Genomic DNA, 22,032 nt, shown 5'->3' on the forward strand with positions numbered 1-22,032 from the left:
GTGGCGGAACGGACGGGACTCGAACCCGCGACCCCCTGCGTGACAGGCAGGTATTCTAACCAACTGAACTACCGCTCCAGCTCTGCTCTTTAAGGTGTTACCCCTCAGAACGGAGTGCGAATTTTAATGTCTTTTCCTGTGTTGTCAAACGGTTAACGTAAATATTTTTTCACACATGAATATTGACTCACCGCGACTTTTAGACTCAGCCAAAAACGAATACAGCTACACCCTAGCACCGAAATAGGTTCCAGGCACGGTCGACTTCAGGAACCATCAGCTCCTGGCACGGTACCCACCATGCCACAAGCGAGAGTTCAAGCCTGCATCCATCAATCGATCGATACGCCACTGACCGTCGATTTCACGACGCCTCAACTGGTATGGTTAGCCCATCACTCGCCAAGAACTTGCCAACCATGGACTCAGATCTCGGAACACTGCTGGACCATTTTATCGCGCAATCGATGGAGGTACAGCACAAACACTGCGGCGCCTTGCCACAACTTCCCTTCGACCCGGCCTGGCCCTCTGCCTGCATTGTCGAGAACGATCCGACACCCGACCAAATGGTTCACTGGCATCCCGTGCGGCAACAGCCGGCCAGCGACATGTTCGAACGCCTGACCGAGGCACTGGAGGTCGAACTACACCCGGATATTCGAACCTGGTATACCCGGTACTGGTCCGACCCGCTGCCGGCACGCCATGAGGATGGTGACCTGACCCTGCTGCTCTGCTGGAACGACGAGGATATGGAACGCTTGCGCGGCAACCTGCTGGGGCACTTGATGGCAAAACAGAAGCAGCGCCAGCCCCTGTCGCTGTTTTTTGCCTGCACCGACGGCGATGAGTTTATGACCGTCGATAATCGCGACGGCAGTGTCTGGCTGGAACGTCCCGGGCGCAAACCGATCCGACAGCTGGCCGGTTCACTTGGCGAGTTTCTCGCAACCCTGACGCCGCTACCCTCACCCGGCTCATCCGAGTGATAACAGGGAGCCTTGCTCTCACCACCGATTCGCATAAAACGGCGGCCGTTGCATCTATCCCGAGCATGCCGCTTCTGCCCGCGGCTGAAAACCTGTCTTCCATGAATGTCGAGTCTGTTACTAACGACTGTCCCCGATGGAGCGGGCCAGCAGCCGGCTGATCTGGCACATGGGCCTGCCCGACTCCTCATGCCAGCGATTGAACGCTTGCTGCACCTGCTTGAGATCCTTCTGCCCGGTGGGTTTCTTGTCCACCACCCCCTGAGCCTTCAGTGCCGTCACCACATCATCGGTCAGCATGAAGGTATCCTTACCCACCATACGCAGAAAATACGCTCCCGAATTTCCACCTAGCTGAGCGCCCTGCTTCTTGAGCAGGGACCAGAGCGACACGATATCACTTACCGGCCAGTCCGCCAGAAATCGTCCAAAGCCCCCATGTTTGGCCGACAACTCGGCCACCATCAGCGCATTCACTCTGGCGGCCTTGAGCTTACCCAGATGACGTATCAACGCCTCGTTCTGCATCATCCGCTCAATCTGATCATCGCTGAGCAGCTGTACCTTCTGCGGATCGAAGCCAAAGAAGGCCTGCTCGAATGCGGGCCATTTGGCATCCACCAGCGAATGCTTCAGACCGGCGCGAAAGATCCGGCGGGTCATATCGGAAAACAGCCGGTCATCCGGTACGACAGTGAGCTCGTCGCCGGATAACGGCTCGTTCCCGAGCATCGCCTCCAGTGACAGCTCCGGATGAAGGTTTTGCGCCTGATGGCACAGATCGGCAAAGGATTTCATTCCATCTCCTATCCAGGTGGAACGCGCCACCGTTCCTTTTCAGAAGGCACCCACTTCAGTCGCGTCCGCGCAGCCTGTTTAACTCGACCTCGATTGTACTGCTATCGGCCGAAGCGTATCATTGTTCGCCTTTATCCACCCGCATCCCAGGCAGCTACACGCCCCGGCGCACAACCGATCGCCCGCAGGTCTCTCCTGGAACTCAGGATCGAAATACACGATGCCAGCAATCCGCAAATCGAACAAGCTGATCAACGTCTGCTATGACATCCGCGGCCCGGTCTTGCAGGAAGCCAAACGACTGGAAGACGAAGGCCATCGCATCCTCAAACTGAACATCGGCAACCCCGCCCCCTGGGGCTTTCAGGCGCCCGAGGAGATCGTGCAGGATGTCATCTACAACCTGCCTGGCGCCCAGGGCTACTGCGACTCCAAGGGGCTGTTCTCGGCACGCAAAGCGGTGATGCAGGAGTGCCAGCGCAAAGGTATAGCGCATGTAGGAATTGAGGATATCTACATCGGCAACGGCGTATCGGAACTGATCGTGATGTCGATGCAGGGCTTGCTCAACGACAACGATGAGATGCTGATCCCGGCCCCGGACTACCCGCTGTGGACCGCCGCCGTCAGCCTCGCCGGCGGCAATGCCGTACACTACCTCTGCGATGAGCAGTCCGACTGGTATCCGGATATCGATGACATCCGCGCCAAGATCACCGAGCGCACCCGCGGTATCGTGGTGATCAACCCCAACAACCCGACAGGCGCGCTGTATCCGCCGGAGTTGTTAGAGCAGATCATGGAGCTGGCACGGGAACACAAACTGATCGTGTTTGCCGACGAGATCTACGACAAGATCCTCTACGACGAAGCCGAACACACCTCGCTCGCCTCACTGGCCGACGACGTACTCTGCCTGACCTTCAACGGCCTGTCGAAAACCTACCGCGCCGCCGGATTTCGCTCCGGCTGGATGATCGTCAGCGGACCGAAGCATCAGGCCCGCGACTATATCGAAGGGCTGGATATGCTGGCGAACATGCGCCTGTGCGCGAACGTTCCCGCCCAGCACGCGATCCAGACGGCACTGGGCGGCTACCAAAGCATCAACGAGCTGATCGTGCCCGGCGGCCGCCTGTATGATCAGCGCGAACTGGCCTGGGAGATGCTTAACGCGATTCCCGGCGTTTCCTGCGTCAAGCCCAGGGGCGCCATGTACCTGTTCCCGAAGCTGGATCCGACCCGCTACCCGATCCGCAACGACGAGAAGTTTGCGCTCGACCTGCTGATTCAACAGAAGGTTTTGATCGTCCAGGGCAGTGGTTTCAACCTGCCGGATACCCAGCACTTCCGTCTGGTGTTCCTGCCCGGTGCCGACATCCTGTCGGAATCGATCGAGCGTATCGCCAGCTTCCTGCACGGCTACGAGCAGTAGTCCCACCTGCAGCGGGAACCGCGCTCGTCGATTTTTTTGCGGCGAGCGCATGAAACTTTCGTGTCATCGCTGCGACATATGCTAAAACTCAATAAGAACCTGAGTGTTTGGCCAGTCGCGGCAACCTGGAAGGATTGCCGCAGGGCTACGACATACCCAACCGGAACACTATCGGCTGCTTGCGGAGCATAAAATGTTTTTGAAGATCAAGAAGAACCTGGGTATCTACATGGAGCACAACGGCCTGGAGAAACAGCGCCTGGTGCCGGTAACGTCCAACTTCCTGCTTAACCTGGACCATATAGCCGAGCTCTCCTTCTACACCATCAAGGAGCTTAAGGTCCGCTACGATCTGGAGGGCCGCGAGTTCGAGCTACCGGTCAACACCCGTGTTATCCATATGCAGATGACCTACCTCTATGCCTCGCACAAGGATCACGTGAAGAGCAATGACCAGGTGGTGGAACGGCAGTACTACAAGCTCTACTTCTTCCCGGAAAACGTGGAGCCCTACGAAGAGCTTCGCGGCGTCATTGAGGAGCAAGTCGCCAATCTGTAACCCCACCCAGACGGTGGGCGCCTGAAGGCTCAGGCGTCCACTCGTTTATACAATAACGCCTTGAGCCCCTGCTCCGGGTTTCGCTCCGGAAAACCCTCAGCCAGCGGCAAGCGTTGCTGGAACTCAAATCCAGGCGCTTCACTGGCCATCATCTCGCGTAGAAACATCTCGCTATGGCCCGGATCATTGTGACAGGCCAACACTCGGCTGCCGGACAGCGTCAGCTCGTCAAGCCGGCGCAGCACCTTGCGATAGTCGCGCTCAGCCACAAAGCTGCCCGGCTGAAAGCTCGGCGGGTCGATCAGGATCAGATCATAGGGCCCCTGTCGACGTACCCGACTCCAGGAGCGCAGCAGGTCCAGGGCCATGTAGGTGATCGCATCTCCCGCTATGCCATTGAGCTGATGGTTGCGCCGCCCGACCGACAGCGCACCAGAACTCATATCGAGGTTGACCACCGACTGCGCTCCACCGGCCATCGCCGCCACCGAGAAGGCGCAGGTGTAAGCGAACAGATTCAGCACCCGGGCACCTGAGGCGTTATCGCGCACCCAGGCCCGACCAGGGCGCATATCCAGGAACAGCCCGGAGTTCTGGTTCTGCAGCGGCCGTACCTGGTAGCGCAGTCCCAACTCCTCGACAACCAGCTTCTCAGGCACGTCTCCTGCCAGCACCTCGGACTGAGCTTCACGACCACGGCCACGCAGTTGCAGAACCACACCACCGACCTGTGATTGAGCCATCAGATGCTCGACAACTGGATCCAGCGGCTGTGGCACCTCGGACGCATAGACACGTATCACGGCCACCGGCGGCAGCCAGTCGATCACCAACCACTCGAGCCCTTCGAACAGCCCGCCACGACCATGAAACAGGCGCCGCACCTGGTCGCCGGACTGTGCCAACTGCTCACTGATGCTATCGATAACTCGCTGCACGACGCCTCCCCGGCCGGAAAACGGCAAATTATATCGGGCCGCTATCACCATTGAAACTTTGCCGCTGCGCCCCAATCAAAGGCTCTGCACAGGGCGATTAGCACTGAGGCAAACACCTTCAATTACAAGGGACATGAACCGATCATGATGAGAATTGTGCTGTTTCTGGCCACAAACCTGGCGGTCGTGCTGGTTGCCAGCGTGACACTGAAACTGCTGGGCGTCGACTCCTACCTCGCACAGGGCGGGCTGAACTACGGTTCACTGCTGGTGTTCTGTGCCGTCTTCGGCTTCGCCGGTTCTTTTATCTCACTCTTCCTGTCCAAGACCCTGGCCAAGATGGGCACCCGTACCCAGATCATCGAACAACCGCGTACCGCGGATGAGCGCTGGCTGGTGGACACGGTTGCCGAACTGGCGCGCGACGCCGGTATCGGCATGCCTGAGGTGGGCGTATTCCCCGCCCATCAGGCCAACGCCTTTGCCACGGGATGGAACAAGAACAATGCGCTGGTTGCCGTGAGCTCCGGTCTTCTGCAGCGTTTCCGCCCCGAGGAGGTACGTGCGGTACTGGCACACGAAGTGGGCCACGTCGCCAACGGCGACATGGTAACCCTGACCCTGATTCAGGGTGTGGTGAACACCTTTGTCATGTTCTTTGCGCGGATCGCCGGTTACGCGGTCGACTCCTTCCTGCGTCGGGGCGAAGACAACAACGGCGGAGTGGGTATCGGCTACTACATCACCACCTTCGTGTTCGAGATCATTTTCGGCATTCTCGCCTCGATCATCGTGGCCTGGTTCAGCCGTCGCCGTGAATACCGTGCCGACGAAGCGGGCGCGGACCTGGCCAGCAAAGGCGCCATGATCGGTGCCCTGCAACGCCTGAAAGCCGAGTACGGTCTGCCGGATGAACTGCCCGGCCAGCTCAACGCCTTCGGTATCAACGGTCATCTGAAGCAGGGGCTGATGGAGCTCTTCTCCAGCCATCCGCCACTGGACGATCGCATCGCGGCGCTGCACAAGCGCGGCTGATACGCAGCACAAAAAACGACGAGGCCCGGCAAAAACCGGGCCTTCTCTTCACCTTCTGGTATACCGCAATCGCGCAATGGCGCATTTTCACCGTCAGATAATACTTTCGCCCTTTTTCTCCGTCACAGGCCGATTCGGCTGCTCCTCCAGCTCCAATTTCAGCCCGGATACAGTCTCTCGCTCCTGCTGAACATCCTGATCCCGATCCGCACTGCGCCGATCATAGCGGCGGTAGAACTCATTGTCCCGCTTGCCGTCGGCCACCACCTCTTCGATCTGCTGGATATAGCGCTTGGAGAGCATCACCACTGAAATGCTCTTTTGATCCTCAGCATGGATCGGGAGAAACGTTCGATCATCGTTCATGATGTCCTGGAGACGCTCCCCCTCAGCCAGGAACACGTTTCCCAGCATCCGGGAACCATCGTGCATGCGAACATACACCTTGATCTCACTCTTCTGCTTTCTCATGGCGGACAATTCAAACACCTCCTGCCAACAGGGCCATACAGGTTGTACACCCCCATGGCAACTATGTCTTCTTTTAAAGACAAAGTAACGCAACATGCAGACACAACAAAGAATTATTTATTCCGCAAGGCCGAAGACTGCGCTGAATCAAGGCAATCGCAATGCACTGCCTACTCAATCCGGTAAAGCACTCTGTCCCTGTAACCGGTATGCACCGGGATCAGCCCGGAAAGCGCCCGATCCAACTCGGCATCACCGCTGTCTACCAGTAATGGTCGGCCCGCCAAGGACTTGAGCTTTGTTTTCGTCGCTACCACGTAGAGCGCATCCCGACCGCAACGCGCCAGCAGCTCCGCACTGAGTTGCTGATTACCGCGCCCAATCAAGTGGCCCTGACCGCCGATAGGGGTGATGACAATTCGCACCGGATAACCCTCGGTCAACGCCAGTAACTGTTGCGCGGTACAATCCGCCGCAAGCAACCGGCCATCTTCGATCAGATCGACGCCCAGCAGGGTATTGGGCAGCCCAAGATGCGCCATGATCGCCGCCACCGTCGACCCCGAACCCATGACATAACGCACACCCGGCTCCATGCTCTCCTCGAAATCGGCTGCGATATCATCCAGTACCAGCGCCTCATCCTCTCTGGCACCATTTTTTACATGCTGCAGATAGCGGTGCTCACTCGGCACCAGCAGCTCGCCGTAATAGCGCGCCCTGACCTGTCCGGCCCTGAACGCCTCTTCGTCTATATCACGTACTTCGCCGTTGGCCAGCGTCACCAACTCGCCACGGATCAGCATGGCGACAATTTCACCAGCCGCCACGGGCGTTATGGCGTAAACGCCGGAGTGGATCTTCACCCCGGCCGGAATACCAAGCACCGGGCAGGCTGCGCCCAATACCGCACAGATATTGCGTGCAGTACCATCCCCGCCAGCAAACAGGATCAGGTCGGCACCGGCATCGGCCAACGCCCGCGCCGCGCGCTCGGTATCCTCGGCGGAGGTCTCCTCACGCTCAGGGCTGCCGATCACCTCGGGCGCGAACCCCGCCTCACGCGCCACCCGCTCGCCCATAGCGCCACCCCAGGTCAACAGCTTGAACGCCAACCTCTTGAGTGGTGCGAGCGCACTCAACGCCCGTTGCTCCGCTCTGGGCACTGCACCCAATGACAGCGCCCGCGCTACGGTGTCGGCTCCATCGCTGCCCTTCAGTGCCACACTGCCACCAAGGCCGGCCAGCGGATTGACAATCAAACCGAGGGTAAAACTCATCCCTCCCCCTCCAACGGCAGGTAGCCGGTTTCAACCAAGTATTGCTGATACACGAAGCCGGCAAGGATCAGCCGCGTATCCTCTTCCAGGTCGACAAACTCGACACCATGGCTGATTACGCTAAAACTTCCCGACTCGCCCTCATAGATGTTACGTATGATCGCCGGCGCCAGGATCACCTGATCGATGCCGTTCACCGCCACACGCGCGGTCACGAACAGCTTCTGCCCCACCTTGCCGAGTACGCGGCTGGATTCGATACAGGCGCCCGATGTGTGGATATCGGTACAACAGGCCCTGAGCGGGAACCCAGTAACCGCGGCCTCCATCTCATCAAGATCGACCGAAACGGCCAGATTGACCGGCACCCGCGTATGGTGGCGGACCCGGTGTGACTCGACCTGCGTCGGGCAATCCAGATGCCAGTGCGGATAGGGGGTGGTGCTGACTTTGAGCAGACGGGTTTCAAACGCACAGATCCAATTGCCCGCCATCAGCCGGACGGTCACCGGAGCACCTTCGTTGATCAGGATAGGTGTACCAGTACTGCGTGGCGCTGACACGATCACCGAGCCGCCATCACGAAATCCGATCAGCTGCACCGTATAACGCCCCCGCGGAGAGCGCGTCTCCAGACGCACCCGCTCGCCGATCTGCGGGCGCAGCTCGGCCAGGGTTTTGACCACTTGTCCATCAAGCGCAGGTTGAAATCGCGTCATACAGCGTCGATCTGATCCAGAGTAAACGCCCAAGCTTACGCGATTACGGCGCTAAAACCGAGATTGCCGAGCATTTCAACCAGCCCCTCATCCTCCACCCCCTCGATGCGCAGGCTGGAGAATTCGCGACGCACCGGATAGCCCTTGCGCAGTTGATCGAACGCGCGCATCCGCTCCTCCGGCGGCAGATAGAGCGTGGCACGCAAGGCACGGTCGTCACGGTAGGGGTCATAGGTCAGTGCGATAGGTTTAAGCGGATCGACCGAGCCGTTAACCTGCAACGCCGCCACCTCCGGCTCCGGCAGCACCGAATCCAGGGCTATCCGCACCGTCTTCCCGAGCCAGTTGCACACCTGTTGATAGAGCATCCAGGTACCGCGGATCTTGCCATCGAGAGTGTACCCGGCGATATGCGGAGTCGCGATTACGCACTGCTCGGCAAGTTCGGGCAGCACCAGCGGCTCCTCCTCCCACACATCCAGCACCAGCCGCACGTCGGCACGTCGACGCATGAACCTGATCAGCGACCAGTTATCGATGACCGGACCGCGACCGGCATTCAATAGAATCGCACCGGGCTTGAGCAGCTCAAGATTATTTTCGTCAAGCAGATGGTAGGTCGGATGAGCCCCCTCCGTCGTCAGCGGCGTATGCAGCGCCACCAGATCGGCCGCAGACAACAGCGGTTCCAGCTCGACAAAACCTTCGTTCCCCTCCCGCTCGGCCCGGGGCGGATCGCACACCAGCACCTCGACACCCAGGGCTCGCAAGCGATTGACCAACCGGCCGCCGACATTACCGGCGCCGACGACCCCCACCCTGCGCGTCAAAGGATCGACACCCTGCTCAGCACAGAGGTGCCAGAGCGCACTAAGTACATACTCCACCACGGCATCCGCGTTACAGCCCGGCGCACTGCACCAGGGGATACCGCGGCTGTCCAGCCATCCGGTATCGAGATGATCGGTACCGATGGTGGCGGTGCCGACAAACCCCACAGGGCTGTTGGCCAACAGCTTTTCATCGACCCGCGTAATAGAGCGCACCAGCAGCAGATCCACGTCGGCCACATCATCCGCGGTCATACTCCGCCCCGGAAGGCGACGAAGTTCGCCTATATCGGCAAAAAGCGCCTCGAGCGCGGGGATATTCTCGTCCGCCAGGATCTTCAGTCCAGGATTCACAGGGCCTCCGGGCTTTACAAAAGGGTAGGTTTCAGGCTCAATTCCGCGCCATTATAGAGCCCTCGTTTTACAGCGGAAACAACTCCTCTTGATCGTTCACTGGCAAAAAGACCGGGATTACCGGGTCATCCGGATATATCGCGACCTGGTCGGTGACTGGGTCGTCGAACAGTGCTGGGGAAATGCCCACACTTGCCAGCAAAGCCATACCCTGGTTGACTCCCGTCAGGCCGCCCGCGCCATGATGCTGCAGATCAACCGCAAGCTTCGCAAAATGGGCTTCCGGCGCAGCGTACCGGGGGAGGAGCAGCTCGACTTCGGCTTCGAACTCGCCTGACCCGGCTGATCCCCTACCCCACCTGCACCTGCACCTGCACCTGCACATTGCACAGCAAGGAGTGCGACAATATGTCACTTCTTCACTGCAGATACCTGACCTAAACTGAGGCCCAGATGACAAGTTCAGACAAAGCCTTTATCGGCCGCTGGATACGCCTACTCTTTGCCCTGGTACTGGTGGCAACGCTGGGCACGCTGATGCTCCTGCTGCCCGACTGGCTACAACCGGAGAGCTCAGTGGGCATTCAGCTCAAGCCACCGGCCTGCGACCTGAATCAGGGGGCCTGCCTGTTGCAGCAAGGGGATATAGAGCTGGAGTTCTCGCTTGGGCCTGCACCGATTCAGTCCCTGCAGACACTGACGGCGCAACTCAGACTCACGGGAGCGGAGCTGGAGCGCGTCCACCTCTCGCTTGAAGGACGGGATATGTACATGGGGCTGAATCAAGTGGCGCTTACACCGACTGGTACCAACGGCATTTGGCACGGCAACACCGAACTGGCCGCCTGCACCACCGGGCGCATGGTGTGGCGTGCGCGACTAACGCTGGAGTCGAAACACCAGCAGTACACCACCTGGTTCGATTTCGAGGCAAAATAAGCATGCCGCAACTCAAAACACTGAAGATTCTATTGATTCTCAGCGCCTGCCTGCTGGCCGGAATGGTAGCGGCGTTCCTGCTCAACCCGGCACAAGTGGACGTAAAGGCCAGCGGCCATCAGCTCGGCGGCGATTTTACCCTGACCTCCGATACCGGCCCGGTTTCGCTGAGCGACTTCAAGGGCAAGGTGGTGGCGCTCTATATCGGCTACGCCTCCTGCCCCGATGTTTGCCCCACGGCGCTTGCGGTACTCAGCCAGGCGTTCAGAAACCTGACGTCCGAACAGCGTGACCAGGTGCAGGGGATATTCATCAGTGTCGACCCGGAACGGGACACACCGGAGAAACTTGCCCGCTATGCCCGCTTTTTTTCCGATCACCTGATCGGCGTGACCGGCAGCCGCGAGCAGATCGACCGAGTGGTACGTCAATATGGCGCTTTTTATCGCATGGTCGAGCTGGAGGATTCCGCTCTCGGCTATGCGGTGGACCACTCCTCCCGGCTATACCTGATCGACCGCAACGGCGATCTGGCCGGAACGCTTATCCACAACTCAACCCCCACCGAACTGAGCGAGTGGCTGCAACGCCTGCTCAAAGACAAGGAGAGCTGATTAGAATGAAAGCCCTGTCCACCCTGCTGCTGAGCGCAGCGCTGAGCACCCCACTGCTGGCGGCCGAGGTTCAGGTCAACGATCCCTATGCCCGCGCGGTGGCACCAGGACAACCGAACAGCGCCGCCTTCATGCAACTGGAGAACCTGGGTGGCCAAATGCTGAGCCTGACCGGAGCCACATCAGAGGTCGCGCAAGCGGTTGAGCTGCACACCCATATTCAGGACCAGGGTGTGATGCGGATGCGCCGGATCAATACTATCGAGCTTCCCCCTCACCAGAGGGTCAGCCTGCAGCCGGGTGGACTGCACATAATGCTGATCGGCTTGACGCGCACCCTGTCTGAAGGTGATGAGATGGCGCTGACGCTGACATTCTCAGACGGCAGCGAACAGACTTTTAATATGCCGGTGCGCCCGGTGATGCCGATGGGGGCTCAGAAGCACGGCAACAATATGGGCAACAACATGGGCAATATGGGTCAGGGCCAGCAGCAGAACTGATTCAGCAGAGCTTGCAGCCGCGCAAGCGGCTGTCGAAATGCCCGTAGACCAGCAGGCAGATCTCTTTTTCACTGGCCTGGCCAAGATAGTCCACATGATCCCGGTCGCTATAGCTCGCACTGAACAGCCCCGGCTCAGCGGCGACCGGCACCACCCGGTAACTCTTCAGTCCAACCTGATATACACCGGCATAATGCGGATAGTGGATCTGACCAGCCGTATTCAGCTGCAGCCAGCCCGGACCCGCCTCGAACTGGCGCAGCGCCGGCACTTTGAGCGGATTATCCGAATGCAGCGCGAGGAAAAAATCGACCTGTCCTGCGGTATCAAAGACGCCCAGCACCCAGAGCGTGGGGGCGCCGGTTAATGACAGCGCATAGAGATACCAATAGGGTTCGCCGTCGACGTCGAGCCCCAGCCGATGGTAGAGAAAATCGGTCGAACGGCAGATCGAATAGTCAAGCAGGCTAGCCGGGGGGACCGGCGTAGGAAAACCGCCATTTGCGGCCTCAGCCGGCAGCGGCTGCGATTGCCAGCGACTCGCCTGAATTCTCAGATCGCGCATAGTTCTCTCCGACCGGCAGATGGCGCTCCAATGCAAATCTGTCAGCGCTCAAAACAGGAGTCTTGTAGTACGCCCGCAGCGCGGACGACAGGGCCTCAACCCGCTCCGGCAACCCTTGCTCAAGCAGATCAAGCACCCTTGAATGAACGTTATACATAAACTGATTGCTGGCCCCCAGGCCTGCGGACAGGTTGTCGGCACTGAAATGGAACCTGTGCCCCGCTGACTCCGACAGTATCCATTCGTAAGCCTGCGGCTGCACCTCCACGCGCTCGAACTCCGCCTGCTCTGCCGCCGTCCGACCATCCGGCTTATACCAGTACCCGAAGTCGACCAACATGCGCCGCTCTGAACCGGCCACACACCAGTGAGCAATTTCATGCAGCGCGCTAGCAAAAAAGCCATGTGCAAAGACCACGCGGTGGTGAGGATGCTGCTCATCGGCCGGCAGATAGATCGGCTCATCCTCACCCGCCACCAACTCGGTGTTGTAGTCTGGCAGGAACAGCCCGTTAAAGATTCGGATCAGATCCTGTATATCCAGATCGCGCATCACTGGTACACCTGCCAACGCCGGTCATTCAGCCACCAGCTTTCACCGCTCTGACTATCGATACGCACGGCGACAAACCCCTTGAGGTCCTGGTCGGCACGCAACAGCTGCACGGCATACCTGGAAGCGGGCAGATTCCCCACCTCCTCTTCCAGTCTGACCCAACTGCCCTGATCTGCCAGCCAGGTTTCACCCGTATCGACACGGTAGCGAATCAATACCCAGTTGCCTTTGGCCGTATAGGCGCTGGCGACGCCGAACAGGTCTCCACTGTCCGTCAAACCCAGCTGATTGACCGTTTGCATCAGCTGACCGATCGCTTCATCGATCTGCTCACCGGCGCCTGAAGAACTCACCCCTTCCTCGCTGGATACCGGCTCTTCATCGTCCGCCTGCACCCTCGCTGCCGACAGGTGCTGCAGACGTGTGAGCAGTATCTGGTTCATCTCCGCCTGCTGCTTGCTGGCGTTGTTCAGCTGGATCAGCTGCTCCTGCATCAACGCCAATCGACCGCTGAGCTGATCGAGCTGATTCGAAATCTGCGCGCTGTTCACCGAGCGCGTCGGCGAACTCTCCCCCCCCGCCTCGACAGCGGGAGTGCTTGGATCCGGTTCGGTCGGGTTTGCAGCCTTCTGGTTGGACTGAGGCTGAACACCAGCGGCATTACAGCCAATCAATATCAGACTGAGCGATGCGCCCAGCAACATACGCCTGAACAACACGAACACACTCCTGGAAATTTGCGTTGGCGGATTGTAGCAAACTGCGCGGACGTCGTGACCCAGCCTCAGTCAGACGCGAGGATCGTTGTACTCAACTGCCCCTCGCTGCCATCCGGTCCCCGCCATGACAACACCAGCTCATCACCCACCTCCCCGGTAGAGAAGCTGAAGCGGAAATAGGGCTCAAACCACAGCCTGTCGCCGATACTGGCGCTGAGCAGAGGGTTATCCGCTTGAAAAAGCTCGAATCGTTCGAGCCTTGCCTGCGCCACCGGCGCACCGTCCAGGTGTTGTACTCGCGATGATAACGGCTCGACGGGACGCAATTCGACGTAGTTGACCTCTCGGCGGCGCCAGGCCCGCAGCTCCATCGACTGCATAAACTCACTTTCAGCCGCACCAACCACCGCAGCCGGTGCTGCTGACGAACCTGCCGCGCCGGCCGACACCGCGGCCGAGGGGGGCAAAGCCGGGGTCAGCTCTGTGCTGTCATGAGCTGCGGAGGCCACACCGGTAACAAGGGTGTAATCACGCCGCGCGGCCAGGATGCGCGCATCGGTACGCACGACAACCAATACCCCGCCCTCCCGAGCCCGGATCCGGGTCGAGAGCTCCGGACGCGCGCCAGGCTCCAGGTCGAACCGGGCCAGCTCCACCGGCTCGACCTCGTCGGTAAGCAGCGTGATCGACCGAACACCATCCTGAAGCACCCGGATTCCGATCGGTACAGGCACCGCGGGATCGACCTGTCTCGGCATCTGCAGCAACACATCGGCGGACGACTCATAGCGGGGTGCCGCCATATACGGCACCTGGAGGTTTCCGTTCAGCAACGGCAGATCGGCAAGCACAGGCTCGCAGAGGCCGAGTAGAGCGAAGAGCACTGCCCGCTTTAGCCAACTCACCGACATATCACCTCCGCTTCAGTTCAGCCCACACGCAGCTGGCGCAGTTTGCGATACAGGGTGCGCTCGCTTACCCCCAGCTTTGCCGCCAGCTCCCGGTTATCGCCCTTGAACCGTGCCGCAACCTGGCGCAAGTACCGGGCTTCCAACTGATCCAAGGGCGTTATCGACTCAGCCCTGTCGACTGACGATGCATCCCGACCAGGTAGCTCTACGAGCTCCGGCGGCAGCTGCTCCAGATCGAGCACGCCGTTATCGGCCAGCAGGATGCCGCGTTCCAGGATATTTCTCAACTCCCTGATATTGCCTGGAAAATCATATCGCTCCAACACCTTCAGTGCCGCTCTGCTGACACTCACGCCACTCCCTCCCGGTAATCGCCGCAGCAGCACGTCGATCAACAGCGGCAGGTCATCGATACGCTGTTTCAGTGTCGGCAAAGGGATCGGAAAGGGGGAGATGCGGTAATAGAGATCCTGACGGAAGCGCCCCTCGGCTACCATCTTCTTCAGATCCCGGTGGGTGGCGCAGACCAGGCGGATGTCCGCGTGTTGAGGCTCGACGCTGCCGACGGCACGAAATACGCCGGTTTCGATCAGCCGCAGCAGCTTGACCTGCTGCGGCAGCGGGATCTCACCGATCTCATCGAGGAACAGGGTACCACCACGCGCCACATCGACCAGACCTCGCTTGCGGTTCACAGCACCAGTAAAGGCTCCGCGCTCATGGCCGAACAGCTCACTCTCGAACAGCGACTCACTCAGCCCCGAACACTCCACGGTCACAAAAGGTTTTCGTGCACGTGGGCTGCTGTCATGCAGAGCACGGGCAACCAACTCTTTGCCGGTACCCGACTCGCCCAGCAGCAGTACGCTGATCTCGCTCGGAGCCGCACGGTGGACCAGCTCCAACATGCGATTGAAGGCATCCGAACGACCCACCAGACCATCCTCGTCGCCCACTCGCGCACGGGCCTCGCGCACGCGGTGCATGATCTCGAGAAAACAGACCACCTCGCCGGCACCGTTGTGTACCGGCTGCATCTCGACGTCGACATGTTCCTCTCCCAACGGCGTGTTGTGCAGATGCAGCAACCGTTGACGCTGACCGCTCTCGCTGCAGCGTTTCAAAGGACAGCACTCGCCCGCCTGGTCGCAGGGCACAGTGTAACCGTGCGAAACCTCATAGCAGTGTCGTTTTAGTATGGGTTGGTCGTCGCCGTAAACCTCTCGGTAGGCGGCATTCGTGGCTAGTATGCGGTAATCCAAACCGATCAACGTGGCGGGTTCAGTGATCCCCTCGAGGATCTCCCCCATTTCGGTGGCGATAAGTTGTAACTCGGCTGGCATCTTTGCCTCTCCTGTTCGCCCCAACAGCCGTCATATGTGGCAATAAGCTTATGCCAACTATGGCATTGCGACACTATGTCACTGTTAACTGTTAGACGAAAGGAGTACAAAGCCTAATCAGGGATATGCCCTGCTGCGGCCCCCGGGGCGTAACCGGATTCACCCTATGTAAAGGCAGCCCCGACTGGCATGCAACCTGCTTGCAAGGCTTCAGCCTTAATTTAAGGGTCAAATTCATCTTTACCAGGAGACACTGATGATCACCGAAGCGGTCGTTGATCTTTCACGGTTACAGTTTGCCGTTACCGCACTGTACCACTTCCTGTTTGTGCCATTGACGATCGGCATGACCTTCATGCTGGCGATTATGGAATCGGTCTACGTGATGACCGGTAAACAGGTGTACAAGGACATGACCCAGTTCTGGGGCAAGCTCTTCGGCATCAACTTCGCCCTCGGCGTCACCACCGGCCTGACCATGGAGTTCGAGTTCGGCACCAACTGGGCCTACTACTCCCATTACGTCGGCGACGTCTTCGGTGCCCCGCTGGCGATCGAGGGGTTGATGGCGTTCTTCCTCGAATCCACTTTCGTGGGCCTGTTTTTCTTCGGCTGGGATCGCCTGTCCAAGGTTAAACACCTGATGGTGACCTGGCTGGTGGCACTGGGCTCCAACCTGTCGGCGATGTGGATACTGGTCGCCAACGGCTGGATGCAGAACCCGGTTGGTGCCGAGTTCAGCTATGAAACCATGCGCATGGAGATGACCAGTTTCGCCGATATCTATTTCAACCCGGTGGCCCAGGTGAAGTTCGTACACACGGTCTCAGCGGGTTACTGTACCGCCGCCATGTTTGTATTGAGCATCAGCGCGTACTACCTGCTCAAGGGCCGTGACCTGCCCTTCGCCCGCCGCTCCTTCGCCATTGCCGCCGGCTTCGGCATGGCATCCGTGCTGTCGGTAATCCTGCTCGGCGACGAGTCCGGTTATGAGATCGGCGACGTACAGAAAACCAAACTGGCCGCGATCGAGGCAGAGTGGGAAACCGTCCCCGCACCGGCCCACTTTACCCTGTTCGGTCTGCCCAACGACGAGACCATGGAAACCGACTACGCGGTGCGCATCCCCTATCTGCTCGGCCTGATCGCCACCCGCTCGATCACCGAAGAGGTCACCGGAATCAAGGAGCTGATCGAGCAGCATGAGGCGCGTATACGTAACGGGATCAACGCCTACGCCCTGCTGCAGCGCCTGCGTAACGGTGAAGACGGCGAACAGCTCAGAGCCGAGTTCGACAGCGTCAAGCAGGATCTCGGCTACGGTCTGCTGCTGAAGGCCTACACCCCCAACGTGGTGGATGCCACCGAGGAGCAGATCCAGGCCGCCGCCCGTCACTCGATACCGCCGGTGGCGCCGATGTTCTGGACCTTCCGCATCATGGTCGCCAGCGGCTTCTGGATGTTGATGATCTTCGCCCTGAGCTTCTTTTTTACTGCCCGTCGTACCGTGTTCCACAAGCGCTGGCTGCTGCGATTGGCGCTGTTCAGCCTGCCGGTGCCCTGGATCGCTTCGGAGATGGGCTGGTTTGTCGCCGAGTTCGGCCGCCAACCCTGGGCAATCGGTGAGGTGTTGCCCACCTTCATCGCCACCTCCAGCCTGACCGAAGCGGACCTGATCGGCAGCTTGATGGCGTTTGTCGGCTTTTACACCCTGCTGGCGATTGTCGAGATGTACCTGATGATCAAGTTCGCCCGCCAAGGTCCGAGCAGCCTACATACCGGCCGCTACCATCATGAGCAGCGGGCACTCCCGGCTGAAACTGTAAACGCCTGACAGGGGTAAAGAGTATGCTATTCGATTACGAAACGCTGAAACTGGTCTGGTGGGCGCTGGTCGGTGTACTGCTGATCGGCTTCGCCATCACCGACGGCTTCGATATGGGCGCCTGCGCGCTGCTGCCGTTACTGGGCAGGACCGACACCGAACGCCGGGTGGTGATCAATACCGTCGGTCCGCACTGGGAGGGCAACCAGGTTTGGTTCATCACCGCCGGCGGCGCCATTTTCGCCGCCTGGCCAGCGGTCTACGCGGCCGCATTTTCCGGTTTCTACTGGGCCATGCTGCTAGTGCTGTTTGCACTGTTTTTCCGCCCTGTAGGCTTCGACTACCGCTCCAAGATCGCCGATCCGCGCTGGCGCAGCACCTGGGACTGGGGCTTGGTGATCGGTGGGGCCGTACCGGCGCTGGTGTTCGGCGTCGCTTTCGGCAATCTGCTGCTGGGCGTACCCTTCCAGCACGACGAGTTCCTGCGCCCCAGCTACCAGGGTAACCTGTTCGGTCTACTCAACCCGTTCGGTCTGCTCACCGGCCTGGTCAGCCTCGCCATGCTGGCGATGCATGGCGCGGTCTGGGTTCAACTGCGCAGTGAAGGCGAGGTCAAAGCCCGTGCCCGCCGCCTGGCTCAGCTCTGCGCGCTGATCACCCTGGCCGCCTTTGCTCTGGCAGGTATCTGGTTGAGTAGCAACATTGACGGCTACCAGATCCTGACGGCGCCCGCTCACGACGCGCTGCCCAACCCGCTGGACAAGGAGGTGATCCGCACCGAAGGTGCCTGGCTGTCCAACTACGCGGCCTACCCCGCCACGATGCTGGCTCCGGCATTGGGCTTTGTCGGTTTGATCGGTACCTTCCTGTTCGCAGGCCGCAGGCTCGCCGGCTGGGCCTTTCTGACCAGCTCGCTGGCAATGGCCGGTATCATCCTGACCGCAGGTGTATCGATGTTCCCATTCGTCATGCCATCAAGCCTGAGTCCGAACTCCAGCCTGACACTCTGGGATGCCTCGTCCAGCCATCTGACGCTGAACGTGATGACCTATGCAGCGATCCTGTTCGTGCCGATCATTCTCGGCTACACCCTCTGGTGTTACCGGGCGCTGTGGGGCCGCACGTCGGTGGAGTTCATCCGCGACAACGAACATTCAACCTATTGAGGTGCTAACGATGTGGTATTTCGCTTGGATACTCGGCGTTCTGCTCGCCTGCTCCTTCGGCATCATCAACGCGATGTGGCTTGAGGCGGAAAATCTGGACGAGGAGCGGTAGGTCCGCTCCGAACGGGCGGCGCCAGTGCTGCCCTTTTTCTCGGTGTTTTTTTTGCGCTGTGCGGGCAGCAGCTACTGCGATTTAGGCTGCAGTTGCTTGGCGCGATTCCCCAGCCAGGAGCGGATGATCGAAGCCCGCTCCGGCCGTTTCAGGTAGTCACGGATAAATGCCTCAACTGGCAGCGACGACAGGGCCTCCGTGCCGATCTCCAGCCGCTGCATCAACCACTGGCTGCCCAGAATCTCCTCGCGCAGGGATTCCGCTACCCGATGCTCCCACCCCTGCGGCATGTACTGACGCCCATCGACGGAGAACTGCACCTGGCTCTGACAATAGAAGGCGGGAATACCGATCTGCTCGACAAAGGCATCGCACACACGCGTCGCCACATCCACCATGCCGGTATCGTTGGCCCGTTCGGCATTGAGCCGGACACTTTGGTTGGTCGCGCCGATATGGACAACGGTATCGGCATGGACTGGTGCGGAACAGACCAACAACCACGCCAAAACTGCTCGCCCAGCACGTGAGGATATAGCGCTCATGGTCGACTCCCCTTCAACAGCGAGGTTAGGACTGAGCCACAAGCGCATCTTGGGTAACGCGTCGTGCAATCAGCCGTTTGCAGACAGCGTACGGAATCCACGATTGAAGTAAAGCAGCGCGTCCTGGTTTTCACACAGCAGGATATTGTCGATTTCGGTATAGAACACGGAGTGGCTGCCCACCTCGGCGATATCGACAATCCGTCCCTCCAGGCTGGCCAGTGCGCCCTTCAGCATCGGCTGTTCAAGCACTGCTCCAGATGCCCAGATATCGAGCGCAAAGCGCTCCTCCATCGTCAGCCCGGTCATACCGGCAAAGTGACGGGAGACCTCCTCCTGCTCGCTATTGCAGACGTTGACGCAGAGGCGACCGTTGGCCTTGAACACGGCGTTGGTTTCACTGTTGCGGTTGATGCAGACCAGCAGGGTTGCCGGGCTGTCCGACACCGAACAGACCGCCGTTGCGGTCAGCCCGCATGTTCCGCTCTCTCCACGGGTGGTCACCACATTGACCGCCGCGGCGAGCTGTGACATGGCGTTACGAAACAGCTGCTGTAACTCGTTCTGCATGATGAAGATCCTTCTGTTCAGGTCTGGCGCCTGTTCGAATAGTGTTGGGTTACGCTGCCGTATCCGGCTTTCAGAGCGAGAGGATATCGATCCGCTCCATCATCTGGACGCCGCCGCTGCCACCGCTGGACTCCTCGTCCGACTCGGCGCGGAAACCGGCCAGGGCGGCCGGATCGGCGATTCCGTGGGGGAAGCCCAGTTGCAGTGACTTGAAGTCAAACAGGTCGGTGTCCGCCAGGTGCGAAGGCACCACGTTGCACAGGGCGCGGAACATGGTTTCGATACGGCCGGGGTGGGTCTTGTCCCAACCCTGCAGCATCTCCTTGATCACCTGACGCTGCAGGTTCTCCTGCGAGCCGCACAGGTTACAGGGGATGATCGGGAACTGCTTGAGCTCGGCATACTCGGCGATATCCTTCTCCCGCGCATAGGCCAGCGGGCGGATCACCATGTTCTTGCCGTCGTCCGACACCAGCTTCGGTGGCATCGATTTCAGCTTGCCGCCATAGAACATGTTGAGGAAAAAGGTCTCGAGGATATCGTCACGGTGGTGACCGAGGGCGATCTTGTTGGCACCGATCTCGTCGGCAAAGCCATACAGGGTGCCACGGCGCAGACGCGAGCAGAGCGCGCAGGTGGTTTTGCCCTCGGGCACCACCTCCTTGACGATGGAGTAGGTATCGCGCTCGACGATATGGAACGGCACGCCGATCGACTGCAGATACTGCGGCAGCACATGCTCAGGGAAACCCGGCTGCTTCTGATCCAGATTCACCGCCACCAACTCAAAATCCACCGGTGCACTCTTCTGCAGATTGAGCAGAATATCGAGCATGGCGTAGGAGTCTTTGCCACCGGAGAGGCAGACCATCACCTTGTCGCCGGCCTCGATCATGTTGAACGCCTCGATCGCCTGCCCCACTTCACGGCGCAGCCGCTTCTGCAGCTTGTTCTGGCGGGTCTTGCGCTTGCGATCAAGCTCCTGGCTTGCCGCATCTGCAGCGGTGGAGTCGCGTTCGATTTCGGTGTTCATGAGTGCAAGTACTTGTTCGGTTGCCGGTAGGATTTTCGAAGGGGCACTAGTATAGCGCAAAGCAGGACTTAACGCTGCACGGGGGATTGCAGGCATTCATGATCCGTTTTTCGGTACGAAGAAGGAGTGAAAGGAAAGGATTCAGGGGCCACCAAAGCCCCTGAATCCTATTTACGTCAGGCTTGTGACTGCCAGTTGGCAGCGAGTACCGGCGCCAACTGATCTTGCACATCCTGCGGAACGATAGCACCCACACCGGTCGGGACATCGAACGACGCCATCGCATTCACCAACTGATCGACAACATTGTTGGTCAACACCGCATCCGCCGCTTCGATCGACTCGATCTGGTAAACACTGCTGCTATACCAGTTTTCGATACGTACTTGGTCGTCCGTACCGATGGTATCGATTACCAAATCGTTTTCATCGCGGGTAAACCAGAGGTCTTCGGACTGGATATCGTCGCCGAATACGATTCGGTCAGTTTTGCCAAAACTGCTCTGGGCCGAGGTGTAGTACGCCGTGTATCCATAGTCGTAGTCACTGATCACATCCTGGCCGTCGCCCCGGTTGAACACGTAGGTGTCGGCGCCGGTCCAGCCCTCCAGACGGTCGTTGCCGGTGCCGCCCTCCAGCGTGTTGCTGTAGCCGGCCGCGTTCTTGGCGTTGTCGGTTCTGTATGCGTTGCTGCGGCTGATCCGGATCAGGTCGTCACCGTCATCACCGGACAGGACATTGCTGCCCAGGTGGCTGGCGGTGATCTGGTCGGCTCCGTCACCGCCGTCGACCCGGTCGTTGCCGGTACCGGTATCGATCACATCGTCACCGGCACCGCCGCTGACCACATCGGCTCCGTTACCCGCCGAGATGCTGTCGTTACCGGCACCGCCGTCCACCCGGTCGTTGCCGTCGCCGGTATTGATGGTGTCGTTGCCACCGCCTGCAACGATCTGATCGATAAACTCCGTACCAATAAAGGTGTCATCCGCCTCGGTACCTTCCGTCGTGGCCAGTTCGAACAGTTGTTGAACCGTCAGGCTGGAACCGTCCGCCAGTTCCAGCCGCTCGATACGATAGCGCTTGTCGGTCGTGTACATGTTCTCGACGGTGATCTGGTCCACCCGGGCCGGATCGGCCGGGTCGCTGATGCTCAGCACCAGGTTGTTACCGTCACGGTGCGCCGACAGGTCGGACAGCTGGATTCCCTCTCCCAGCAC

Annotated in this window: 26 protein-coding genes and 1 tRNA gene; 11 read left to right on the forward strand and 16 right to left on the reverse strand. The window is 59.5% G+C overall.

Going from position 1 to position 22,032, the window contains the following annotated elements:
- Position 1: 1 nt before the first annotated feature.
- A tRNA-Asp gene (locus tag KQ940_RS16105) sits at positions 2–78 on the reverse strand.
- Between the two features lie 341 nt (positions 79–419).
- On the opposite strand from KQ940_RS16105, the gene syd reads away from it, so the two are divergent.
- Entirely contained in the window at positions 420–992 is a 573-nt protein-coding gene (gene syd / locus KQ940_RS16110) for a SecY-interacting protein (RefSeq protein WP_217414790.1), read from the forward strand.
- A gap of 120 nt (positions 993–1,112) precedes the next feature.
- Here syd and KQ940_RS16115 read toward each other — a convergent pair whose 3' ends face one another.
- On the reverse strand, positions 1,113–1,790 hold the full coding sequence (locus KQ940_RS16115; protein WP_217414791.1) for a DNA-3-methyladenine glycosylase I: 678 nt from the start codon (positions 1,788–1,790) through the stop codon (positions 1,113–1,115).
- A 220-nt stretch (positions 1,791–2,010) separates the two neighbouring features.
- Between KQ940_RS16115 and KQ940_RS16120 the strand changes: the two genes are divergently transcribed.
- Together KQ940_RS16120 and KQ940_RS16125 are read left to right on the forward strand one after the other, a co-directional pair.
- Positions 2,011–3,225 (forward strand): pyridoxal phosphate-dependent aminotransferase, encoded by a 1,215-nt coding sequence (locus KQ940_RS16120; protein ID WP_217414792.1) that lies wholly within the window; start codon positions 2,011–2,013, stop codon positions 3,223–3,225.
- Between the two features lie 193 nt (positions 3,226–3,418).
- Positions 3,419–3,784: a hypothetical protein gene (locus KQ940_RS16125; protein WP_217414793.1), complete on the forward strand. Its 366-nt coding sequence runs from the start codon at positions 3,419–3,421 to the stop codon at positions 3,782–3,784.
- Between the two features lie 29 nt (positions 3,785–3,813).
- Here KQ940_RS16125 and KQ940_RS16130 read toward each other — a convergent pair whose 3' ends face one another.
- Positions 3,814–4,722, reverse strand: a complete 909-nt coding sequence (locus KQ940_RS16130) for a class I SAM-dependent methyltransferase (protein ID WP_217414794.1) — start codon at positions 4,720–4,722, stop codon at positions 3,814–3,816.
- A gap of 144 nt (positions 4,723–4,866) precedes the next feature.
- Between KQ940_RS16130 and htpX the strand changes: the two genes are divergently transcribed.
- Complete coding sequence (gene htpX / locus KQ940_RS16135; RefSeq protein ID WP_217414795.1) at positions 4,867–5,757, forward strand: protease HtpX; 891 nt, start codon at positions 4,867–4,869, stop codon at positions 5,755–5,757.
- A gap of 93 nt (positions 5,758–5,850) precedes the next feature.
- Here htpX and KQ940_RS16140 read toward each other — a convergent pair whose 3' ends face one another.
- The 4 genes from KQ940_RS16140 to pdxB form a co-directional block, all read right to left on the reverse strand.
- Entirely contained in the window at positions 5,851–6,228 is a 378-nt protein-coding gene (locus KQ940_RS16140) for a DUF6812 domain-containing protein (protein WP_343222671.1), read from the reverse strand.
- A gap of 170 nt (positions 6,229–6,398) precedes the next feature.
- A complete protein-coding gene (locus tag KQ940_RS16145) occupies positions 6,399–7,508 on the reverse strand; it encodes an ATP-NAD kinase family protein (protein WP_217414797.1) in 1,110 nt (369 codons plus the stop codon).
- A complete protein-coding gene (locus tag KQ940_RS16150; protein ID WP_217414799.1) occupies positions 7,505–8,227 on the reverse strand; it encodes a flagellar brake protein in 723 nt (240 codons plus the stop codon). The genes KQ940_RS16145 and KQ940_RS16150 overlap by 4 nt, the downstream gene beginning before the upstream one ends.
- A gap of 35 nt (positions 8,228–8,262) precedes the next feature.
- Positions 8,263–9,411, reverse strand: a complete 1,149-nt coding sequence (pdxB, locus tag KQ940_RS16155) for a 4-phosphoerythronate dehydrogenase PdxB (RefSeq protein WP_217414800.1) — start codon at positions 9,409–9,411, stop codon at positions 8,263–8,265.
- An 88-nt stretch (positions 9,412–9,499) separates the two neighbouring features.
- Here pdxB and KQ940_RS16160 point away from each other — a divergent pair, with 88 nt between their 5' ends.
- The 4 genes from KQ940_RS16160 to KQ940_RS16175 all read left to right on the forward strand — a co-directional run bounded on the left by KQ940_RS16160 (position 9,500) and on the right by KQ940_RS16175 (position 11,467).
- On the forward strand, positions 9,500–9,748 hold the full coding sequence (locus KQ940_RS16160) for a hypothetical protein (RefSeq protein ID WP_217414801.1): 249 nt from the start codon (positions 9,500–9,502) through the stop codon (positions 9,746–9,748).
- Positions 9,749–9,864: 116 nt separating this feature from the next.
- Positions 9,865–10,350, forward strand: coding sequence for a hypothetical protein (locus KQ940_RS16165; protein WP_217414802.1), 486 nt, complete (start codon positions 9,865–9,867; stop codon positions 10,348–10,350).
- A 2-nt stretch (positions 10,351–10,352) separates the two neighbouring features.
- Positions 10,353–10,964, forward strand: coding sequence for an SCO family protein (locus KQ940_RS16170; RefSeq protein WP_217414803.1), 612 nt, complete (start codon positions 10,353–10,355; stop codon positions 10,962–10,964).
- Positions 10,965–10,969: 5 nt separating this feature from the next.
- Complete coding sequence (locus tag KQ940_RS16175) at positions 10,970–11,467, forward strand: copper chaperone PCu(A)C (RefSeq protein ID WP_217414805.1); 498 nt, start codon at positions 10,970–10,972, stop codon at positions 11,465–11,467.
- 1 nt (position 11,468) lies between these two features.
- On the opposite strand, the gene KQ940_RS16180 is transcribed toward KQ940_RS16175, so the two are convergent.
- The 5 genes from KQ940_RS16180 to KQ940_RS16200 all read right to left on the reverse strand — a co-directional run bounded on the left by KQ940_RS16180 (position 11,469) and on the right by KQ940_RS16200 (position 15,561).
- Positions 11,469–12,032, reverse strand: coding sequence for a hypothetical protein (locus KQ940_RS16180; RefSeq protein ID WP_217414806.1), 564 nt, complete (start codon positions 12,030–12,032; stop codon positions 11,469–11,471).
- A complete protein-coding gene (locus tag KQ940_RS16185) occupies positions 11,977–12,585 on the reverse strand; it encodes an elongation factor P hydroxylase (RefSeq protein WP_217414807.1) in 609 nt (202 codons plus the stop codon). The genes KQ940_RS16180 and KQ940_RS16185 overlap by 56 nt, the downstream gene beginning before the upstream one ends.
- The gene (locus KQ940_RS16190) at positions 12,585–13,307 is read right to left on the reverse strand and encodes a hypothetical protein (protein ID WP_217414808.1); all 723 of its coding nucleotides are present in this window, start codon (positions 13,305–13,307) and stop codon (positions 12,585–12,587) included. The genes KQ940_RS16185 and KQ940_RS16190 overlap by 1 nt, the downstream gene beginning before the upstream one ends.
- A gap of 65 nt (positions 13,308–13,372) precedes the next feature.
- A complete protein-coding gene (locus KQ940_RS16195) occupies positions 13,373–14,212 on the reverse strand; it encodes a thiosulfate oxidation carrier complex protein SoxZ (protein ID WP_217414809.1) in 840 nt (279 codons plus the stop codon).
- A gap of 23 nt (positions 14,213–14,235) precedes the next feature.
- Positions 14,236–15,561, reverse strand: a complete 1,326-nt coding sequence (locus tag KQ940_RS16200; protein ID WP_217414810.1) for a sigma-54 interaction domain-containing protein — start codon at positions 15,559–15,561, stop codon at positions 14,236–14,238.
- 256 nt (positions 15,562–15,817) lie between these two features.
- Between KQ940_RS16200 and KQ940_RS16205 the strand changes: the two genes are divergently transcribed.
- The 3 genes from KQ940_RS16205 to cydX are packed head-to-tail and all read left to right on the forward strand — an operon-like array spanning position 15,818 to position 18,664.
- The gene (locus KQ940_RS16205) at positions 15,818–17,395 is read left to right on the forward strand and encodes a cytochrome ubiquinol oxidase subunit I (protein ID WP_217414811.1); all 1,578 of its coding nucleotides are present in this window, start codon (positions 15,818–15,820) and stop codon (positions 17,393–17,395) included.
- A gap of 14 nt (positions 17,396–17,409) precedes the next feature.
- Complete coding sequence (gene cydB, locus KQ940_RS16210; RefSeq protein ID WP_217414812.1) at positions 17,410–18,552, forward strand: cytochrome d ubiquinol oxidase subunit II; 1,143 nt, start codon at positions 17,410–17,412, stop codon at positions 18,550–18,552.
- 10 nt (positions 18,553–18,562) lie between these two features.
- Positions 18,563–18,664 carry a cytochrome bd-I oxidase subunit CydX gene (cydX, locus tag KQ940_RS16215; RefSeq protein WP_188748242.1) on the forward strand — a complete coding sequence of 34 codons (102 nt, stop codon included), beginning with the start codon at positions 18,563–18,565 and terminating at the stop codon, positions 18,662–18,664.
- Positions 18,665–18,735: 71 nt separating this feature from the next.
- Here the strand turns inward: cydX and KQ940_RS16220 are convergent, their stop codons facing one another.
- The 4 genes from KQ940_RS16220 to KQ940_RS16235 all read right to left on the reverse strand — a co-directional run.
- A complete protein-coding gene (locus tag KQ940_RS16220; RefSeq protein ID WP_217414813.1) occupies positions 18,736–19,209 on the reverse strand; it encodes a hypothetical protein in 474 nt (157 codons plus the stop codon).
- A gap of 69 nt (positions 19,210–19,278) precedes the next feature.
- Positions 19,279–19,779: a 4-hydroxyphenylacetate 3-monooxygenase, reductase component gene (gene hpaC / locus KQ940_RS16225; RefSeq protein ID WP_217414814.1), complete on the reverse strand. Its 501-nt coding sequence runs from the start codon at positions 19,777–19,779 to the stop codon at positions 19,279–19,281.
- Between the two features lie 70 nt (positions 19,780–19,849).
- On the reverse strand, positions 19,850–20,812 hold the full coding sequence (gene ttcA / locus KQ940_RS16230) for a tRNA 2-thiocytidine(32) synthetase TtcA (protein WP_217414815.1): 963 nt from the start codon (positions 20,810–20,812) through the stop codon (positions 19,850–19,852).
- A gap of 176 nt (positions 20,813–20,988) precedes the next feature.
- On the reverse strand, positions 20,989–22,032 hold a 1,044-nt coding region (locus KQ940_RS16235; RefSeq protein ID WP_281419277.1), incomplete at its 5' end, for a calcium-binding protein.

This window comes from Marinobacterium ramblicola, from assembly GCF_019084545.1.
Classification (GTDB): Bacteria; Pseudomonadota; Gammaproteobacteria; order Pseudomonadales; family Balneatricaceae; genus Marinobacterium_D; species Marinobacterium_D ramblicola.